The organism is Marinifilum fragile JCM 15579 (assembly GCF_001310955.1).
Taxonomy (GTDB): domain Bacteria; phylum Bacteroidota; class Bacteroidia; order Bacteroidales; family Marinifilaceae; genus Marinifilum; species Marinifilum fragile.
This window is the reverse complement of sequence record NZ_BAZX01000001.1, coordinates 384,919-402,319: the sequence shown is the minus strand read 5'-3', so window position 1 is coordinate 402,319 and position 17,401 is coordinate 384,919. Positions and strand designations below refer to the sequence as shown.

The 17,401-nt window shown below is 36.0% G+C and carries 13 protein-coding genes and 1 pseudogene; 6 read left to right on the top strand and 8 right to left on the bottom strand.

The genetic code is table 11. The annotated features are described in order from the left end of the window. Window positions 1-11 precede the first annotated feature (11 nt). The 7 genes and pseudogenes from JCM15579_RS01755 to JCM15579_RS01725 form a co-directional block, all read right to left on the bottom strand. A pseudogene (locus tag JCM15579_RS01755) lies at window positions 12-1,729 on the bottom strand (helix-hairpin-helix domain-containing protein); the annotation flags it as partial. Window positions 1,730-1,822: 93 nt separating this feature from the next. Beyond that, the gene (locus tag JCM15579_RS01750; protein WP_054714851.1) at window positions 1,823-3,013 is read right to left on the bottom strand and encodes a protoporphyrinogen/coproporphyrinogen oxidase; all 1,191 of its coding nucleotides are present in this window, start codon (window positions 3,011-3,013) and stop codon (window positions 1,823-1,825) included. A 19-nt stretch (window positions 3,014-3,032) separates the two neighbouring features. Beyond that, window positions 3,033-4,256: a DEAD/DEAH box helicase gene (locus JCM15579_RS01745; RefSeq protein ID WP_054714848.1), complete on the bottom strand. Its 1,224-nt coding sequence runs from the start codon at window positions 4,254-4,256 to the stop codon at window positions 3,033-3,035. Between the two features lie 76 nt (window positions 4,257-4,332). Continuing rightward, window positions 4,333-5,520: a class I SAM-dependent rRNA methyltransferase gene (locus JCM15579_RS01740; protein WP_054714845.1), complete on the bottom strand. Its 1,188-nt coding sequence runs from the start codon at window positions 5,518-5,520 to the stop codon at window positions 4,333-4,335. Window positions 5,521-5,612: 92 nt separating this feature from the next. Next, window positions 5,613-6,203, bottom strand: a complete 591-nt coding sequence (locus JCM15579_RS01735) for a 3'-5' exonuclease (protein ID WP_054714842.1) — start codon at window positions 6,201-6,203, stop codon at window positions 5,613-5,615. A gap of 33 nt (window positions 6,204-6,236) precedes the next feature. Continuing rightward, window positions 6,237-6,866 carry a DUF5063 domain-containing protein gene (locus JCM15579_RS01730; protein WP_054714839.1) on the bottom strand — a complete coding sequence of 210 codons (630 nt, stop codon included), beginning with the start codon at window positions 6,864-6,866 and terminating at the stop codon, window positions 6,237-6,239. A 131-nt stretch (window positions 6,867-6,997) separates the two neighbouring features. Beyond that, window positions 6,998-8,794 carry a RecQ family ATP-dependent DNA helicase gene (locus JCM15579_RS01725; RefSeq protein ID WP_245625785.1) on the bottom strand — a complete coding sequence of 599 codons (1,797 nt, stop codon included), beginning with the start codon at window positions 8,792-8,794 and terminating at the stop codon, window positions 6,998-7,000. Between the two features lie 290 nt (window positions 8,795-9,084). Here JCM15579_RS01725 and guaB point away from each other — a divergent pair, with 290 nt between their 5' ends. The 6 genes from guaB (at window position 9,085) to JCM15579_RS01695 (ending at window position 17,102) form a co-directional block, all read left to right on the top strand. Continuing rightward, window positions 9,085-10,554 carry an IMP dehydrogenase gene (guaB, locus tag JCM15579_RS01720; RefSeq protein ID WP_054714836.1) on the top strand — a complete coding sequence of 490 codons (1,470 nt, stop codon included), beginning with the start codon at window positions 9,085-9,087 and terminating at the stop codon, window positions 10,552-10,554. A gap of 81 nt (window positions 10,555-10,635) precedes the next feature. Continuing rightward, on the top strand, window positions 10,636-12,282 hold the full coding sequence (locus JCM15579_RS01715; protein ID WP_054714833.1) for a peptidylprolyl isomerase: 1,647 nt from the start codon (window positions 10,636-10,638) through the stop codon (window positions 12,280-12,282). Next, on the top strand, window positions 12,275-13,114 hold the full coding sequence (locus JCM15579_RS01710; protein ID WP_054714829.1) for a hypothetical protein: 840 nt from the start codon (window positions 12,275-12,277) through the stop codon (window positions 13,112-13,114). Before JCM15579_RS01715 ends, JCM15579_RS01710 begins: the two co-directional genes overlap by 8 nt. Before the next feature lie 10 nt (window positions 13,115-13,124). Further along, entirely contained in the window at window positions 13,125-14,477 is a 1,353-nt protein-coding gene (locus JCM15579_RS01705) for a peptidylprolyl isomerase (protein ID WP_054714826.1), read from the top strand. Window positions 14,478-14,556: 79 nt separating this feature from the next. Further along, window positions 14,557-15,522 carry an AAA family ATPase gene (locus JCM15579_RS01700; RefSeq protein ID WP_054714823.1) on the top strand — a complete coding sequence of 322 codons (966 nt, stop codon included), beginning with the start codon at window positions 14,557-14,559 and terminating at the stop codon, window positions 15,520-15,522. Window positions 15,523-15,527: 5 nt separating this feature from the next. Then, the gene (locus JCM15579_RS01695) at window positions 15,528-17,102 is read left to right on the top strand and encodes an OstA-like protein (RefSeq protein WP_054714821.1); all 1,575 of its coding nucleotides are present in this window, start codon (window positions 15,528-15,530) and stop codon (window positions 17,100-17,102) included. 61 nt (window positions 17,103-17,163) lie between these two features. On the opposite strand, the gene JCM15579_RS01690 is transcribed toward JCM15579_RS01695, so the two are convergent. Then, window positions 17,164-17,385, bottom strand: coding sequence for a DUF2795 domain-containing protein (locus JCM15579_RS01690; RefSeq protein WP_054714819.1), 222 nt, complete (start codon window positions 17,383-17,385; stop codon window positions 17,164-17,166). Between the last annotated feature and the right edge of the window lie 16 nt (window positions 17,386-17,401).

Here is a 17,401-nt window from a genome sequence, read left to right as displayed (position 1 = left end):
GTTGGCAAACCTACTTCATTGGTCACATATTTGTTCAAATCGATTTGCTTGCGCAGATTTTTATCGGCAATCAAATCGGCAACGGCACAATTGGCATCCTTTGCCATTTGTTTTACAATGCCATACGATTCGGGGTGAACCGCCGAATTGTCCAATGGGTTTTCGGAATTTGGAATTCGTAGGAAACCCGCACATTGTTCGAATGCCTTCGCACCCATTCGTTTCACTTTCGTGATCTCCTTACGGGATGAAAATGCTCCATTCTCGCACGATAATCTACAATATTCTGAGCCAATTGTGGTCCCAAACCCGATACATAGGTCAACAAGTGCTTACTGGCTGTGTTCAAATTCACGCCTACTTTATTCACACATGATTCCACTACCTGATCCAAACTCTGTTTTAATAAATTTTGATCCACATCGTGCTGGTATTGGCCTACCCCAATCGATTTTGCATCGATCTTTACCAGTTCTGCCAAAGGATCCATCAAACGTCTGCCAATGGATACTGCTCCACGAACCGTAACATCATACTGAGGGAATTCCTCACGAGCCACTTTCGACGCAGAGTAGATTGATGCTCCTGCTTCGCTCACCACAAAAACTTGTACTTTTCTGTCGTAATGCAAATTGGTTACAAATCTCTCTGTTTCTCGACTTGCCGTTCCATTCCCAATGGCAATGGCTTGTATATTGTAAGTTTCCACCATATTGGTCAGCTTTTTAGCTGCCATTTTTCCCTGATTTTGGGGTGCATGCGGGTAAATGGTTTCGTTGTGCATTAGGTTTCCCTGTGCATCCAGGCAAACCACCTTACAACCTGTTCTGTATCCCGGATCGATAGCCAAAACACGCTTCTGTCCCAGTGGTGATGCCAACAACAATTGGCGCAAGTTTTCGGAGAACACACGAATGGCCTCTTTGTCCGCTTCCTCTTTCGATGATTTGGCAAACTCCGTTTCAATCGAAGAGCCTAGTAATCTTTTGTAGGCATCCTTGACTGCCATCTCAACATGATTGGAAGCTTCAGTATTTCCTTTTACAAAGATTCTGTTCAATCTTTCCAATACCTCTTCTTCGTTGGGAGCAATTTCTAATCGTAAAATTCCTTCAGCTTCTCCCCTTCTCAATGCCAACATTCGATGCGACGCACATCTTTTCAATGGCTCTTCCGACTGGAAATAATCTTTGAACTTTTCTCCTTCTTCCTCTTTTCCTTTAATTACCTTTGAACGAATAACCGCCTGACGTTGGAAAATGCTACGAACCGAGTTACGGGAAATTTCATTCTCGTTTACCCATTCTGCAATAATATCACGTGCTCCTTGCAACGCTTCCTCCTCATCTGCAACCTCATCGTTTACAAACTGACTTGCTCTGGATTCCACATCGCGTTCAAGCTGCTTCATCAGGATTTTAGCCAAAGGTTCCAATCCTTTTTCCTTGGCTTTTACTGCCCTGGTTTTGCGCTTTTGTTTGTATGGTAAATACAAGTCTTCCAACTGATTTAGTTCCGTACAAGCTTCAATCCTGGCACGAAGTTCATCAGTCAGCTTTTCTTGTTTATCAATGGCCTCTATAATGCTTTCCCGTCTCTTGTCAAGCTCTGTTAATCGAGCCAATTCCTCCTTTACATTGGCAATCTGAACTTCGTCCAAGCTGCCTGTCATCTCTTTACGATAACGAGCAATAAATGGCAATGTGGCTCCCTCGCCAAGCAATTGCATGGTATTTTCAACCTGAAAAGCCTGCAATTGCAAGCTTTTCGATATTTGATCTATGTATTTTTTCATTCTTTTGTAAGTATCAGGTACTGGGTATTAGGATTTTGAATAACGCTCAAATTCTTGCTTCGATCGTTCTACACAATCCTCTAAAGAAAGGCCGTTAAAGTAGTTTCCAGTGATGTAAATTCCTGTTTCTTCGGCCAACTGCTTAATCTTTGCCATTCTTTCGGTATGGCCAATCTTGATCAGTGGTAATTTGTGCTTGGTCTCTGCAATTTCAGCATCCACAGAATCAAGGCAAAGCAGTTCTGCCATGAATTTTTCCTGCTCCTCCTTGCCAATATGATTTTCTTCAAAATGGAATGCAAATCCTCTCATATTGTCATGAGCCATTACATCGCGCGTAACCATTGAAAAGCAAGGACCTTGCAATGGAATAATAAAGCTCACCGGATCGAAATTCAACTTTTCTTTAGGCAAAACAACAGCTCTCGACTCAATATTTTGAATCGGATAATCCGCTAAAACATCTGATAAATCAACATTCAAGTCTTTGCATAGTTCCGAAGCAAACTTAGGAGAAACAGCCAGTGCAATGTCTTTGGAAGTAAACACATCGCCTTCTTCTGACTTTACCTCAAATCCTTCCTGATTTTTAGTAATCTGACTGATTTTTGTATGGAGCTGAATCTTGATATTCTCATGCGAAGCAAGAGCTTCCATAAAGCTCGACATCCCTTTTTTAAGAATAAAACTCTTAGGATGTTCCTTGCTTTTGGTTTTGCGTCGTTTTAGAAAATATTCTGCAGAAAAATTATCAGCATTCTGCACAATTACCGCACTAAACATGCGAGTAAAAACATTGTCGTAGTTCTTTCGACCTACAATTTTTCCAAAGTATTCCTTAACGGTTTTTCCATCTCGTTTCGAGAAAAACAAATTTGGAACCGATCGTATTAACTCAAATTTATTTACCCCAGACATGATTTTCTCGTGCTTATCGGTAAACACTTTCATGCCAACCTTCTCGCGAGCTACAATGTCCTGTTCCAACTCATTTTTCTGAATCAAATCGATTAGATTGGCGTAGGTCGCATAAAAGGTATGCGCTCCCATCTCAACCCAAAAATCATCTTTGTAATAAGTATTTAAACATCCGCCTACCTTATCGGCAGCATCAACAACTAGTACTTTTTTTCCCGATCGGGCAATATGATTTGCGAGGCTTAATCCACTTATTCCAGCGCCGATCACAATCATGTCGTAAGATTCAGCTTGGGTCATTTTAGTTTGGTTAGGGTTATTATTTTTTATTGTTTGTTCTATTTGTCTTTTTTCGTTTAAAGAACTTGCGCTTGCCGTTTGATTTGGGTTTGGTTCTGGGATTGTACTCAGGTGCTTCTCCCAATTCAGCGGGAACCGGAATTTTGAATACATCCGACTCGATCAGATCTTCTATTTTTTTGAAGTCATTCTGATCCTTTTCCGTTATAAAAGTTAAGGCAACTCCTTCCGACTCTGCACGCGCCGTACGCCCAACTCTGTGCACGTAATCCTCAGCATCGTTCGGAACATCAAAGTTGATTACCAAATCAATTGAATCGATATCAATTCCCCTGGCAATAATGTCTGTAGCAACCAATATTTGATGCTTTCTATTTTTGAATTCGCGCAACACTTCTTCTCGCTCACTCTGTTCCAAATCGGATTGTATCCCTGCTGCTTTAAAATTGTGTTTTTTAAGGTCTTTTGTAATGGCCTTTACATTCACTTTTGTGGATGAGAATATAATTACACTTTTCAGGTCTTTTCCTTTCAACAAATGATTGATCAAAGGAATCTTCTGATCTTCGTAAAGCATGTAGGCAGCTTGTAAAACTCCCTCCGCAGGTTTCGAAATTGCAATATTTATACTTTCCGGTTCAACCAAAATCTCCTCGGCCAGTTCCCTGATTTTTGGAGGCATTGTAGCCGAAAACATCAGATTTTGTCTCTCTTTGGGAAGATAACTCACAATTTGCATCAAGTCGTCAAAGAAACCCATATCCAACATTCTGTCGGCCTCATCCAAAATCAAATGCTTCAATTTTGAAGTATCCACATACCCCAAATTCAGGTGCGAAATCATTCTACCAGGAGTAGCAATTACTACATCTGCACCTTCCATCAAACCCTTTTTCTGCTGATCCCAAACCGATGAATCACCACCTCCATAAACAGACAATGAAGTGATGGAAACAAAGTATCCAAATCCTTCCATTTGCTGATCGATTTGCATGGCTAGCTCTCTTGTCGGAACCAATATCAAGGTACTAAAACCCTCAATTTGATTCTTTTGGATTTGATCCATTACCGGAAGAAGATATGCTGCCGTTTTTCCTGTACCCGTTTGGGCACAAACAATCATATCTTTTTTTTCTATAATCTTAGGGATAGATAACTCCTGAACTGGAGAAGGTGTCTCGAAGCCCATGGCCTCCAGCCCTTCCATTATCTCAGGAGAAAAATCAAATTCGGAAAATTTCAACTAGTTTCTATTTAGTAATTAATACGAAGAGAGTTTTGCTCTCCTTTTAAACCATATTGAAGATACAAAAAAATGTCTATTCAACATACAAAACCAAACCTTTCAGGTATTCTCCTTCTGGATGGTAAATATTTACCGGATGATCGGCAGGCTGTGTCAATTGGTGTAACACACGAACCGTTCTTCCTGCATTAGCTGCAGCTACAAAAACTGCTTTTCTGAAATCTTCCTTGCTAACTGCCTGCGAACATGAAAAAGTGAATAAAATTCCTCCTGGCTTAATCTGTTCAAATCCTTTCTTATTTAATCGCTTGTATCCTTTCAAAGCATTATCCAACACTTTCTTGTGCTTTGCAAATGCAGGTGGGTCAAGTACAATTAAATCATATTTTTGAGATGATTGATCTAAAAATTTAAATGCATCCTCAGCAAATGCCTCGTGACGCTTATCGCCCGGAAAGTTTAGCTCAACATTTTCTTTTGTAATATCAATTGCTCGGGAAGAACTGTCAACCGAATGAACCAATTCTGCTCCACCTCTCATGGCATAAAAAGAAAATCCCCCTGTGTAGCAGAACATATTTAGTACTGATCGTCCTTTTGAATATTGCTCCAAAAGACTTCTGTTCTCACGCTGATCGATGAAGAATCCTGTTTTTTGGCCTTTTAACCAATCCACTTTAAATTTCAATCCATTCTCTAGTGCAGTAAACGAATCTGTTTCGCCGAACAAGTATCCATTCTTTGGCTCAATTCCTGATTTAAAAGGAATGGTTCCTTCCGATTTGTCAAAAACAGCCACCAAATCGTCACCAAACACTGTTCGTAATGCTTCTGTTATTTCTTCACGGTGCAAATACATTCCAACCGAATGACACTGAATTACTGCTGTTCCAGCGTAAAAATCAATAATCAAACCTGGCAATCCATCACCTTCTCCATGAACCAACCTGAATACATTATTATCTTCTCGGCCATAAAGATCCACTGCCTTTCTCATTTGACAAGCAGAGCAGATTTTTTCTACCCAAAAGTTCAGGTTAATTTCTCTCTCTTCGAAACTTAAAATGCGAACTACAATTGAACCAATGGAAATATGTCCAATGGCTAAAAATTCATTTTGATCATTATAAACTGAGACCAAGTCGCCTTCTTGTAAGCCTTCATCTACTTTACTTACCGCTCCTGAAAAAATCCACGGATGGAATCTTTTTACAGAATGTTCCTTTCCTTTTCTCAGGTATACTTTTGGATAATCTATCATTTAGAAATGTGTTTTTTACTGGTTAACGAATATTGACCTTTGCATATTCGTTGCTAATTGACTGTAAGCAATCAAGGTATTTTGCGAAAGGCTTACAAGTCTTGCTCTGTAGCTTTCAATCTTTCAAAAATCTTTAAAGATACCCATGCATCAGTTGCAGCATATCTTAACTGACCAGGACTTAATGTTTCTGCTTCCCAATTGGATACCTGTTGTCTTTTTGAGATTCTAAAATTCAAGACAATTGCCGATAATTTTTTTAAAGAAAAACTTTCGATTCCGAAATTCGACACATAATCCTGCAATTCCAAAAAGCCATTGGCATCAAAGTCATTCAATTTTTGCAATCCTCTGATATCATCTTTTATTGCTGCCCCAACTTTCACAATATTTGGATTTTTAAGCAAGTCAATAATTTCTTCGGGTAGTCCTATTTTATTGATTCTAAACAAGAATGTTTTAGAGTTAGCTGCCAATTGTAGCAAAGCAACATCGTTTACTTTTCCTTTTTTAAACGACGGTCGGGTTTCCGTATCAAAACCTAAAATAGAATAGTTATTCAGGTATTGAATAGCTTCGTACAGATCTTTATACTCATCAACGAGTATGATATCTCCTTCGAAAGCCTTTAACGGCATTTTGTTTGCTTCTTCGCTTGTAATTGATTTTTGAAATGGCAACATTTACTACTCTTTTACTCCGGAAAACTGTTTTCCTTATTCATTTTCTTCGTCCCATTCTCTCTGACGTTGCGAGAAAATAGATCCACTCATGTCTATGTTATCGATATTTGAATCAACATCTAATTCCGATTCATCATCTAAATTAATTTTATCGGCCGCCAATTTGTGTATCGCTCTTAGCGAATTAACTAATTTTTGGCCCCAATACTCGTAAAAATGGTTATTTAAATCCCAAAGTGCATCATTCATTACTTCCAATGTTCCAATCTTATATGAAGTAATAAAATCTTTAAGATCCTGATAAATATCGGCAAAATTTTCAGAAACGGAAGCTACCAATGGGGTATCGCTATACTCCATATCGTTCTCGAACACTTCTAAAAACTCGTCGTGAGCACCCATTTTATTTTTTACCGAAGAGTGAATGAATTCCCAATCTGATTCAGTCACAAATTTTTCAACTTCTTCCTCTAACTCATTCTCATTTCTTGGCAACATACATGCTTTTAAATAAAGCAATGGTAATAATTTTTGAGCTGTTTCTACAAACTCAATTTTCGAAACTTTTGAACTTGATTCCAATAACAAACAAAACTCGTTTGCTACCGTTACAAATTCAATAACATTTTTAGAATATACTACGTGTTCAAATTGATCTTCCATCTTTATTTTTTCCTACAACCTTGCAAAAATAACAAGATTTTACGAATAATAAATCCTTAGTTTCCAGTCAGCACATAAGATTTGACGAACAAGCCTGTTCTGTACCCTTATATTATTGGTTAAGTTTCGAACTAGATTGGAATGTATTTTATTCGATTGCCACTTTGGCAATCTACTTCTTCGTTGTCTTTTAGATGCTGAATTACTTCCAAAATCTTATCATCCTTATAATCTAAGCGATCCACAAGTTCATCAATGCTTAAAAAATCATTTTCAATTAAATTCAATATCGCGTAATAGATTTCTTTAAACTCCTGTTCACTCAACACTTTTTCTTCTTTGCTTTTACAGATATCGCACATTCCACAATCGGGGGCATATTTTTGTCCGAAATATTCCAATAAAAATTTCGATCGACATATATTTTCCGATTCTGCATAATCAATCACCGATTGAATTTTACTTTCAAGATTCTCCTTTCTGTCCTGGTAAACCTCTTTACTCAATTTTATAAAGCTGATAGGCAATCGCTCCTGAGTATATAATATAAAAGGTGTTTTCTTTCTTGGAATGTATTTTATGATACCGTACTTCGATAATTCTTTTAGGTATTCAACTATTAATTCTTTATCGGCTTTAATTCTTTTGGATAAAGTATCAATATTAAAAGGAACGTAATCGGTAAACAAACCTGTATACGATCTTAAGAGTATCTTTATAAAGGTATCAAAATCTTTATTGGCAACCTGGAACTTATACAGATCATCGCGTTGAACCACAAAATGTATTCTGGATTCATGTTCCAAATCATCTGTCAATTCAATGTATCCTGCTCGTTGTAAAATTTTCAATGCACTAAAAGCCTGAAGAACATTAAATTTAAAATTCTGACAAAACTGTCCCAAATCAAAATCGAAAACCGCATCCTTGCCAGCGCCTTCAGCCACTTGCAAAAAGTTCCCCAATGCCTGATAAACTCTAACAATCATATCCTTTTCGGGAAATGATGTTTTGATTCTCTTCAGTAACTGTACCTTATCGGGATTCGAATACAGCATTACAGCATACGCTCTTTTGCCATCTCTTCCTGCTCTTCCTGCCTCCTGAAAATAAGCTTCCAATGTATCAGGCAAATCCATGTGCACAACGGTACGCACATCCGATTTATCGATTCCCATACCAAAAGCATTGGTTGCTACCATAACTTGCACGATCCCTTTCCGCCATCTTTCCTGACGAAAGTCTTTCACCTCATTTGGCAACCCTGCATGATAGAATTCTGCTTTTACTCTATTATTTTTTAAAAACTCAGCTAACTCCTTGCACTTTTTCCGACTGCGCACATAGACAACCGAACTTCCCTTTTGCTTGTTTAGAATCTTGAGCAGATATTTGGGTTTGTCCTCAGTTTCTCTAACCAGATAAACCAAATTTTTGCGTTCGAAACTTTTACGGAATACGTTCTTCTCAGGAAATCCAAGTTTTTCCTGAATATCAGAAACTACATCTTTTGTTGCTGTTGCGGTTAAAGCCAAAACTGGTACATCAGGCAAAAGCTCTCGAAGTGAGATTATTTTTAAATATGAAGGCCTAAAGTCATAACCCCATTGCGAAATACAATGCGACTCGTCAACTGCAATTAAGCAAACATTCATTTGCGAAGCCTTCTTTCTAAATATATCTGAACTTATTCTCTCTGGAGATATGTATAAAAACTTCACATTTCCGAACAAACATTTATTCAGAATATTTTCAATTTCATCCTTTGAAAGTCCAGAATATAACAGCTCCGCCTTAATCCCCTTTTCTTTTAAGTTTTGAACCTGGTCTTTCATTAAAGCAACCAAGGGTGAAACCACCAGACATATGCCTTCCATTACCATAGTCGGAACCTGAAAAGTTAACGATTTACCTCCTCCTGTTGGCATTAAGCTAAAGTATCTTTTCCTTCGGAAACCGATTTAATAATTTCATCCTGCAAAGGACGAAATGTACATATCCCCAATATTTTTTCAGAACATCCTTAAATCGATCCATTTATTTCTTTCCCAGTTGATTTGTGCTCCTTTTATTCAATTTTTCTATCAATAAAACAGTTTAAAAATACTAACTTTTAGGTGGAATTAATCAATTAACAATTTTTAGTATTTGTAATCAAGTTCTATTCCGCTATTTTTTTGTATTTTCGCATGCAATTTAAATCTAAAATTATTGCATAATGTCATTCGTATCTGATAAAATTATTTCTGACGGTCTAACGTTTGATGATGTTCTCTTGGTTCCTGCTTATTCTGAAGTACTTCCTAGAGACGTAAGTTTAAAAACAAAGTTCTCCCGTAACATTACTCTTAATGCTCCAATGGTGTCTGCTGCGATGGATACTGTTACCGAATCTGCTTTGGCAATTGCCATTGCTCGTGAAGGTGGTATTGGTGTAATTCACAAGAACATGAGTATCGAAGCTCAGGCAAAACAGGTATTAACTGTAAAAAGAGCTGAAAACGGGATGATTTACGATCCAATTACAATTCCTCCTTACAAAACTGTAAAAGATGCTTTGGCATTAATGAAGGAATTTAAAATTGGTGGTATTCCTGTTGTTGACACAGATAAATCACTATTAGGTATTGTTACCAATCGTGATTTACGTTTCGAATTGGATATGGATCGTCCAATATCAGAAGTAATGACAAGTGAAAATATTGTTAGCACTTCCGATTCTACAGATTTGGAAAAAGCTGCAGAAATTCTTCAAGCTCACAAAATTGAAAAACTACCAGTTGTTGATTCAAAAAACAAACTAATTGGTTTGGTAACCTATAAAGACATTACCAAAGCAAAAGATAAGCCATTGGCTTGTAAGGATGAGAAAGGTCGTTTACGTGTTGCCGCTGCAGTTGGTGTAACTGGTGATACATTGGATAGAATCGAAGCATTGGTTCAAGCAAATGCAGATGCTATTATTATTGACACCGCTCACGGTCATTCAAGAGGAGTTGTTGAAGTTCTAAAAACTGCAAAAAAGAAATTCCCTGACATGCAGTTTATTGTTGGTAACATTGCTACCCCTGAAGCCGCTAAAATGCTTGTTGAAGCTGGAGCTGATGCAGTTAAAGTTGGTATCGGACCTGGTTCTATTTGTACAACTCGCGTTATTGCTGGTGTTGGTGTTCCTCAGTTAAGTGCAATTTACGAAGTATCAAAAGCTCTTAAAGGAACTGGTGTTCCTGTAATTGCTGATGGTGGGTTGCGCTACTCTGGTGATATTGTAAAAGCAATTGCTGCAGGTGCAGATTGTATCATGGCAGGATCACTTCTTGCTGGTGTTGAAGAATCTCCAGGAGAAACCATTATTTACAACGGTCGTAAATTTAAATCGTATCGTGGTATGGGTTCTGTTGAAGCAATGCAACATGGTTCAAAAGACCGTTACTTCCAGGATGCTGAAGATGATATCAAGAAATTGGTTCCTGAAGGAATTGTAGCACGTGTACCTTATAAAGGAACTCTTTATGAAGTAATCTATCAGTTAATTGGTGGTCTGCGTGCAGGTATGGGATATTGTGGTTCTGCAAGTATTGAAGAATTGCACAATGCCAAATTTGTTAAAATTACAGCTTCGGGAATGGCAGAAAGTCATCCACATGATGTTGCGATTACTCGCGAAGCTCCTAACTATAGCAGATAATTTTATCGCATATATTTCGGTAACCCGTTATGGTACGGGTTACCGTTTTCTTTTTTAGAATATTTACCATATAATTGCTGAATGAGGAAGGGTTTATTATATCTGATTACAGTTTTATATTGCTCGTTAGTAAGTTACGGGCAATATAGTACTACAGATACCCTTTTTAGCATTGATGATACAACCTACCCTTCTGCTTCATTTGTAGAACTTTTCGAGAGTAATAAGCTTCGCGACCAACACAACCAACCATTATCGCTTACCAAAGCTTTAGATTTATACATCGATTTTTACCTAAAAGCAAGAGAAGCAAAAAAATTGCGGTTCGATACAATTCCAGAGGTGATTCAGGAAATTGAAAACCATCACAATCAAGTATTCAACCCTTATTTATATCCTGTTAAGATCAATCAAAATCTTCTAGAAGAAACATTTGAAAGAATTAAATATTTCATAAAGCCACGTCATATTCTGGTTAAGATTGAAGGTAGAGCTACTCCAAAAGATACACTTAAAGCCTATCAGGAAGCTACCAGACTCTATTCTTTATTAAATCAGGGCAAGAAATTTGCAAAACTTGCCAACCAATTCTCTGATGATTTGTCGGCTCGAAAGAATAATGGTGAAATAGGATACATTACCGCTTTTGATATGGATTACGCCTTTGAAACTGCTGCCTACAACACAACCAAAGGAGAATATTCCATACCAGTTCGTTCACCATACGGATATCACATCATACAGACTATTGACAAGATAAAAAATCCGGGGAAGGTTAAAATTAGGCATCTTATGCTTGAGTTTAAAAAGAAAAATGAAAAAGGTAAAATCAAAGCAAAAGCCGATTCTATTTATCAACTTCTTCAATCAGGTGCTGATTTTTCTGAGTTGGTTCAGAAATATTCAGATGATATTAGTTCCGTAAAAAACAATGGCATCTTGCCTTGGTTTGGATTATTTGAAACACATCCTGCAATTGAAAGATCTGCTTTTGAATTAAAAAAGAAAGGAGATTTTTCACCTCTAATAAAAACCGACTTTGGGTATCACATCATCCAACTTTTAGATAAAAAGGAATATAATACTCTTGAAGAATGTAAGGATGAATTAATAAAACTTTTGGAAGAAGACAGCAGGTCAAGAATTTCAGAAAGTAAATTAATTCAAAAGCTAAAAGAAAAATATCAATTTAAAGAAAATAAAAAGCTACTATCGAACTTTTACTCTATCCTAGATTATGCTTATGCAGAACTATGGGAAACTTTATTTTCGATAGAAGACAGAGATTACTCTCAGGAAAAGTTTGCTGAATTCTTAAGTGAACAAGCTTCGAAAGATATTTATGAAAATTTTGAAGATTATATCAACAGATTATATGTTAATTTCTCAAACACTTGTATCTTAGCATACCATAAAAAGAAACTTGTAGAAAAACATCCTAAGCTTAAGACATTACTGGATGAATACGAAAATGGAATTTTAGTTTATTTTATTACAAAAAAAACAATTTGGGATAATACAACAGATAAAGAAAAGATAAAAGAATATTACACTAACAATCAGCACAAATACGATACAGATACTGATTACAAAACGGTTAAAGATATTGTATTGGAAGATTACAGAGCTTGGCTTGAGGAAAAATGGTCGGAAGAGCTTCGAAAGAAATACTCTGTAAAAATCAATCATTCAGCTTTAACAAATTTGCGAACAATTTATAATGAATAAATACATACTTACAATATTTTTACTTGCAGGCATGCTTGCTTGTAATTACAATCAGGAAGAAGACAAGGCTGTTGCTAAAGTAAATCAAAACTTTTTATACATGAGCGAAGTAGCGGCTATTGTTCCCAACGGAAACACTAAAGAAGATAGCATATTAATTGCCGATAACTACATTCACCAGTGGGTAAAGAAACAGTTGATCATTTCGAAAGCAGAACTTAACCTTTCGGCAGAAGACAAGGATGTTAGCAAAATGGTTGAGGATTATCGTTCCTCTTTAATTATTCATAAGTACCAGCAACAACTTTTAGAGCAGAAACTTGATACCACTGTTACAAACTTTGAAATTGACAATTATTATCGTCAAAACTCTGGCAACTTCATATTGAATAGAAACATTATCAAAGCATTATACATTCAAATTTCAAAGCCTGTTCCTGATTATAATAAAATTAAAAAACTCTATAAATTAGAAAAAGAAGAAGATTGGGACGAATTGGAAGACTACTGTTTTCAGAATGCCACAAAATTTGATAATTTTAGCGGGCAATGGGTAAATGCGAAAGAACTATTAAATAGAATCCCGTTCAAATTTAGTGATGAAGACAAACTTTTAAAAAGCAGAAAACACATTGAAACAGAGGATTCAACCTATAGATATTTTGTAGCTATTAAAAATGTTGAGTTCAAGAATAATATTGCACCTCTTGATTTTGTGAGAGATGACATTAGAAAAATAATAATCAATAAACGAAAAATAGAATTCATTAAAAACCTCGAAGAGAACATCTACAGAGATGCGGAATCGAAAAATAAATTCAAAATTTATTAAACCATAAAATATGCGTTACATTTTTAGAAAAACTTGCACGGTGTTAACACTGTTGTTACTGAGTATTCTTACTCTTAATGCTCAAGACAATGTGGTAGATAAAATTATTGCCGTGGTTGGTAATCAGGTTGTATTAAAATCGGATGTTGAGCAAAGATTTATCAGTCTTAAAGCTCAAGGATACACATCGGGTAGTGTTGACTTGAAAACCGAAATTTTTGAAGATCTATTGATTCAAAAACTTATGATTGCCCAAGCTGCGATTGATAGTATTGAGGTAACCGAACAAGAAGTTGAAGAGGATCTTTCTCGTAAAATGGAAATGTATATTCAAAGAATAGGTTCTAAAGAAAAATTGGAACAATATTTTGGCAAATCAATTCTTGATATGAAAAATGATTTGCGAGAACCTACCAGAGATGAAAGAATTAAAGAGAAAATGCAGGCAGAAATCACAAAGGATATCCACATTACTCCAGCTGAAGTTCGTGATTTCTACAATAAACTAAACAAGGACAGCTTGCCTACAATTGCTGGTAAACTAGAGGTACAACAAATTGTTAGGTATCCAAAAGTTACCGATGACGAGAAAGACCGAATCAGAAAGAGATTAAGAGATTTTAGAGAAAGAGTACATAAGGGTGAGAGCTTTTCTACACTAGCAGTTCTTTATTCTGAGGACCCAGGAAGTGCTCGTCAAGGTGGTGAATTAGGCTATACTCCTAGATCTAGTTTGGTGCCAGAATTTGCAAACGTAGCATTCAACCTAAAAACTGATAAAGTTTCTAAAATTGTAGAAACTGAGTATGGATTTCACATCATTCAATTCATCGACAGAAAAGGTGAAAGAATTAATGTGCGCCACATTCTTCTTAAACCAAAAATTGAAGAAGAAAAAAGAAAAGAAGCCACTACACGCTTAGATAGTATCGCAGATCTAATCAGAAGTGAAAAATTGGAATTTGGTGAGGCTGCATTTTATTTCTCAGCTGATAAGGATACCAGAAATAATGGTGGTTTGATAGTTAATCCATATACTGGATCATCTAGATTTGAAAAAGATAATTTGCCTCCTGCAATTGCTCAACAAATTAACAGCTTAAAAATCAATGAAATTTCTGAGCCATTCTTAGATGTTTCCGGAGGAAAAGATGCTTACAAAATCATCAAGATAAAATCAGAAACCAAATCTCATACAGCGAACCTAGATGATGACTGGAGTATTTTTGAGAATATGCTGACCAATCAAAAGCAGCAAGATGTTCTAGATAAATGGATCAAAGAGAAACAATCTGGCACTTACGTTCACATTGATGATTCATACAAGAATGCAAAATTCAGATTCAAAGGCTGGCAAAAATAATTAAGCTAAAAATATTTAATCAGACACAGCCTTTTTGCTGTGTCTGATTTTTTCAAGGAAATCCAAATACTAAATCCTTATGAATTTTAAATCAGAAGTTGAAGCTGCAAATTCCTTACATGCCGATTACAAAAAGCTGCTTGAGGAAATTGGCAAAAAAATTTATGGTCAGGATGAAATCATTAAAAAAGTATTGATTTCGATTTTTAGTAATGGACACTGTTTACTGGTTGGTGTTCCAGGACTTGCTAAAACGTTACTTGTAAACACAATTGCGCAGGTTTTAGACTTAAAATACCAAAGAATCCAGTTTACACCGGATCTAATGCCTTCTGATATTATAGGAACCGAAATTTTAAATAACGAGCGTAAATTCAATTTCATAAAAGGTCCTTTGTTTGCCAATATCATACTCGCTGATGAAATCAACCGTACTCCTCCCAAAACTCAATCGGCTTTATTGGAGGCAATGCAAGAAAAAATGGTAACGGTAAATGGCAAAAATTACGAAATTGCTAAACCATTTTTTGTTTTGGCTACACAAAATCCAATCGAACAAGAAGGTACATATCCTCTTCCCGAAGCGCAATTGGACCGTTTCATGTTTAGCATCTATTTGGATTACCCAAAATTAGAAGATGAAATTTCGATTGTTGAAAACACTACATGTGGCAAGGAAATTGCATTAAACAAGATTATTTCGGGTGAAAAGATTTCTTATTATCAAAAATTGATACAAAAAGTACCAATTAATCGAAATGTATTGGAATATGCTGTAAATTTAGCGGCAAAATCAAGACCTAATACCGAGTTCTCGCATCCTATGGCCAATGAGTATATCAATTGGGGAGCTGGACCAAGAGCGTCGCAATATTTGGTTATTGGAGCCAAAGCACATGCTCTTCTTTCCGGTAAATATTCACCAGACATAGAAGATGTAAAGGAAGTTGCAGTTTCTATTCTAAGACATAGAATCATGAAAAACTACAAGGCCGAAGCTGAAGGAATTAGTGTGGAAGATATTATAACAGAATTATTAAAATAAAACGAATGCCTTGCATCATTACAAAATATAAATCGATTATTCTATTTGTAGCAATTTTCTGCCTTTTCTCTTTTACATTAAAAGCTCAGAAAAAATCATTAATAGAAATTAAAAACTCCGATGATATCAGAGCTGAATTAAAATCAGAATCACAACTTACTGTTTTCAATGGCAACGTATTTATAACCCATGAAAACATTAAGATGTACTGCGATAGCGTGTATCAATTCAGAGCTGACAATAGAATTACTGCATATGGTAATGTTCACATTATTAGTTCGGACACAGTTCATATTTATGGCGATGTCCTGAAATACTATGGAAACACCAAACTGGCTGAAATGCGTGACAATGTAAAACTTAAAAATAAAACAGTTACTGTTACCACTGAGTTTCTTGATTTTGATATGAACGAAAGTGTAGGTTACTATTTTAACGGTGGAAAAATTGTAGACACAGACAATACACTTACCAGCAGCATAGGAAGATATTACACTAGACAGGATTTGTTATTCTTTAAAGATAGCGTTGAGGTTCTAAGTAATGACTATACTTTAAAATCAGACACACTAAAATACAACACCGTTAGCAAAACTGCCTTTATTTTAGGTCCTACTACCATCGAGAATGAAACTGAAACACTTTATTCGGAAGATGGATGGTACAATACAACTAGCGGAATTTCTCAATTTTTTAAAAACACTACCCTTAATAGTAAAGCATATCAAATTAAAGGTGACAGTATTTACTTGGATAAAAACAATGAAACCGCTAGAGTTTTTGATAATGTAGAACTACGAGACACGGTTAATAATATCATCTTACAAGGACACTTTTTAGAAACTTTTAAGAATACCGAAGAAGCATTAATGACAGATTCTGCGGTATTTATACAAGTTGCAGAACAGGATTCTCTATTTCTACATGCAGATAGCCTTACAATATCAAAAGATAGTGCCGATTTTGAACTAATAAAAGCTTTCCATCACGTAAAGTTTTTCAGACCTGATTTACAAGGTAAATGTGATTCTTTGGTATATACCATGCAGGATTCCACAATTAGATTGTTTAACAATCCGATTTTATGGGCACAAGGTAACCAAATGGTTGCTGATACCATTGGCATTGAAATGCAGAACCAGAAACTAAAGTATCTTCACTTTAGAGGCTCTTCATTCTTAACCGCCAAAGAAGACAGCACATTCTATAACCAGATAAAAGGAAAAAACATGCTTGGACATGTTAAGGACAATAAGATTTACAAATTAGATATTGATGGCAATGGCGAGACCATATATTATCCAAAAGACAAAGGAATAATCATGGGGATGAATATTGCCAAGAGTAGTGATATAATAATACTCATAAAAGAAAATAAAATCGATCAGATTAAATTTATCAAGAAACCTGATGGCAAAATGTATCCTCTGTTCGAGGTAGAAAATGAAATGTTATTCCTGAAAAATTTCCGTTGGTTTGATGGTGTCCAACCCACATCAAAAGAAGATATATTTATTTGGCGCGATACGCCTCCACATACAGCTAAAAGTATATTAAAGGGTGAATCTACAGATTTATAAACTAATTAAAACATGAAATAAAAAACGAGGTTTTGTAACAAAACCTCGTTTTTTATTTTTTTTAGTATTCATCTTCGTTGAATAAAAAATCTCCTTTGCTAGGGTAATCAGGCCAAATATCCTCAATACTCTCAAAAATCTCTCCCTCTTCCTCGATTTCCTGCAAATTTTCAATTACCTCTAGCGGCGCACCAGAGCGAATTGCGTAGTCAATCAACTCATCCTTAGAAGCCGGCCATGGGGCATCTTCAAGTTTTGTTGCTAATTCAAGTGTCCAATACATAAGTTCAAAATATTTT

Excerpts from the sequence above, each read along its gene's own strand:
- JCM15579_RS01750 (WP_054714851.1), bottom strand. The coding sequence starts at position 3,013 with ATGACCCAAGCTGAATCTTACGACATGATTGTGATCGGCGCTGGAATA.
- JCM15579_RS01740 (WP_054714845.1), bottom strand. The coding sequence starts at position 5,520 with ATGATAGATTATCCAAAAGTATACCTGAGAAAAGGAAAGGAACATTCT.
- JCM15579_RS01735 (WP_054714842.1), bottom strand. The coding sequence starts at position 6,203 with ATGTTGCCATTTCAAAAATCAATTACAAGCGAAGAAGCAAACAAAATG.
- JCM15579_RS01730 (WP_054714839.1), bottom strand. The coding sequence starts at position 6,866 with ATGGAAGATCAATTTGAACACGTAGTATATTCTAAAAATGTTATTGAA.
- JCM15579_RS01725 (WP_245625785.1), bottom strand. The coding sequence starts at position 8,794 with ATGCCAACAGGAGGAGGTAAATCGTTAACTTTTCAGGTTCCGACTATG.
- guaB (WP_054714836.1), top strand. The coding sequence starts at position 9,085 with ATGTCATTCGTATCTGATAAAATTATTTCTGACGGTCTAACGTTTGAT.
- JCM15579_RS01715 (WP_054714833.1), top strand. The coding sequence starts at position 10,636 with ATGAGGAAGGGTTTATTATATCTGATTACAGTTTTATATTGCTCGTTA.
- JCM15579_RS01710 (WP_054714829.1), top strand. The coding sequence starts at position 12,275 with ATGAATAAATACATACTTACAATATTTTTACTTGCAGGCATGCTTGCT.
- JCM15579_RS01705 (WP_054714826.1), top strand. The coding sequence starts at position 13,125 with ATGCGTTACATTTTTAGAAAAACTTGCACGGTGTTAACACTGTTGTTA.
- JCM15579_RS01700 (WP_054714823.1), top strand. The coding sequence starts at position 14,557 with ATGAATTTTAAATCAGAAGTTGAAGCTGCAAATTCCTTACATGCCGAT.
- JCM15579_RS01695 (WP_054714821.1), top strand. The coding sequence starts at position 15,528 with ATGCCTTGCATCATTACAAAATATAAATCGATTATTCTATTTGTAGCA.
- JCM15579_RS01690 (WP_054714819.1), bottom strand. The coding sequence starts at position 17,385 with ATGTATTGGACACTTGAATTAGCAACAAAACTTGAAGATGCCCCATGG.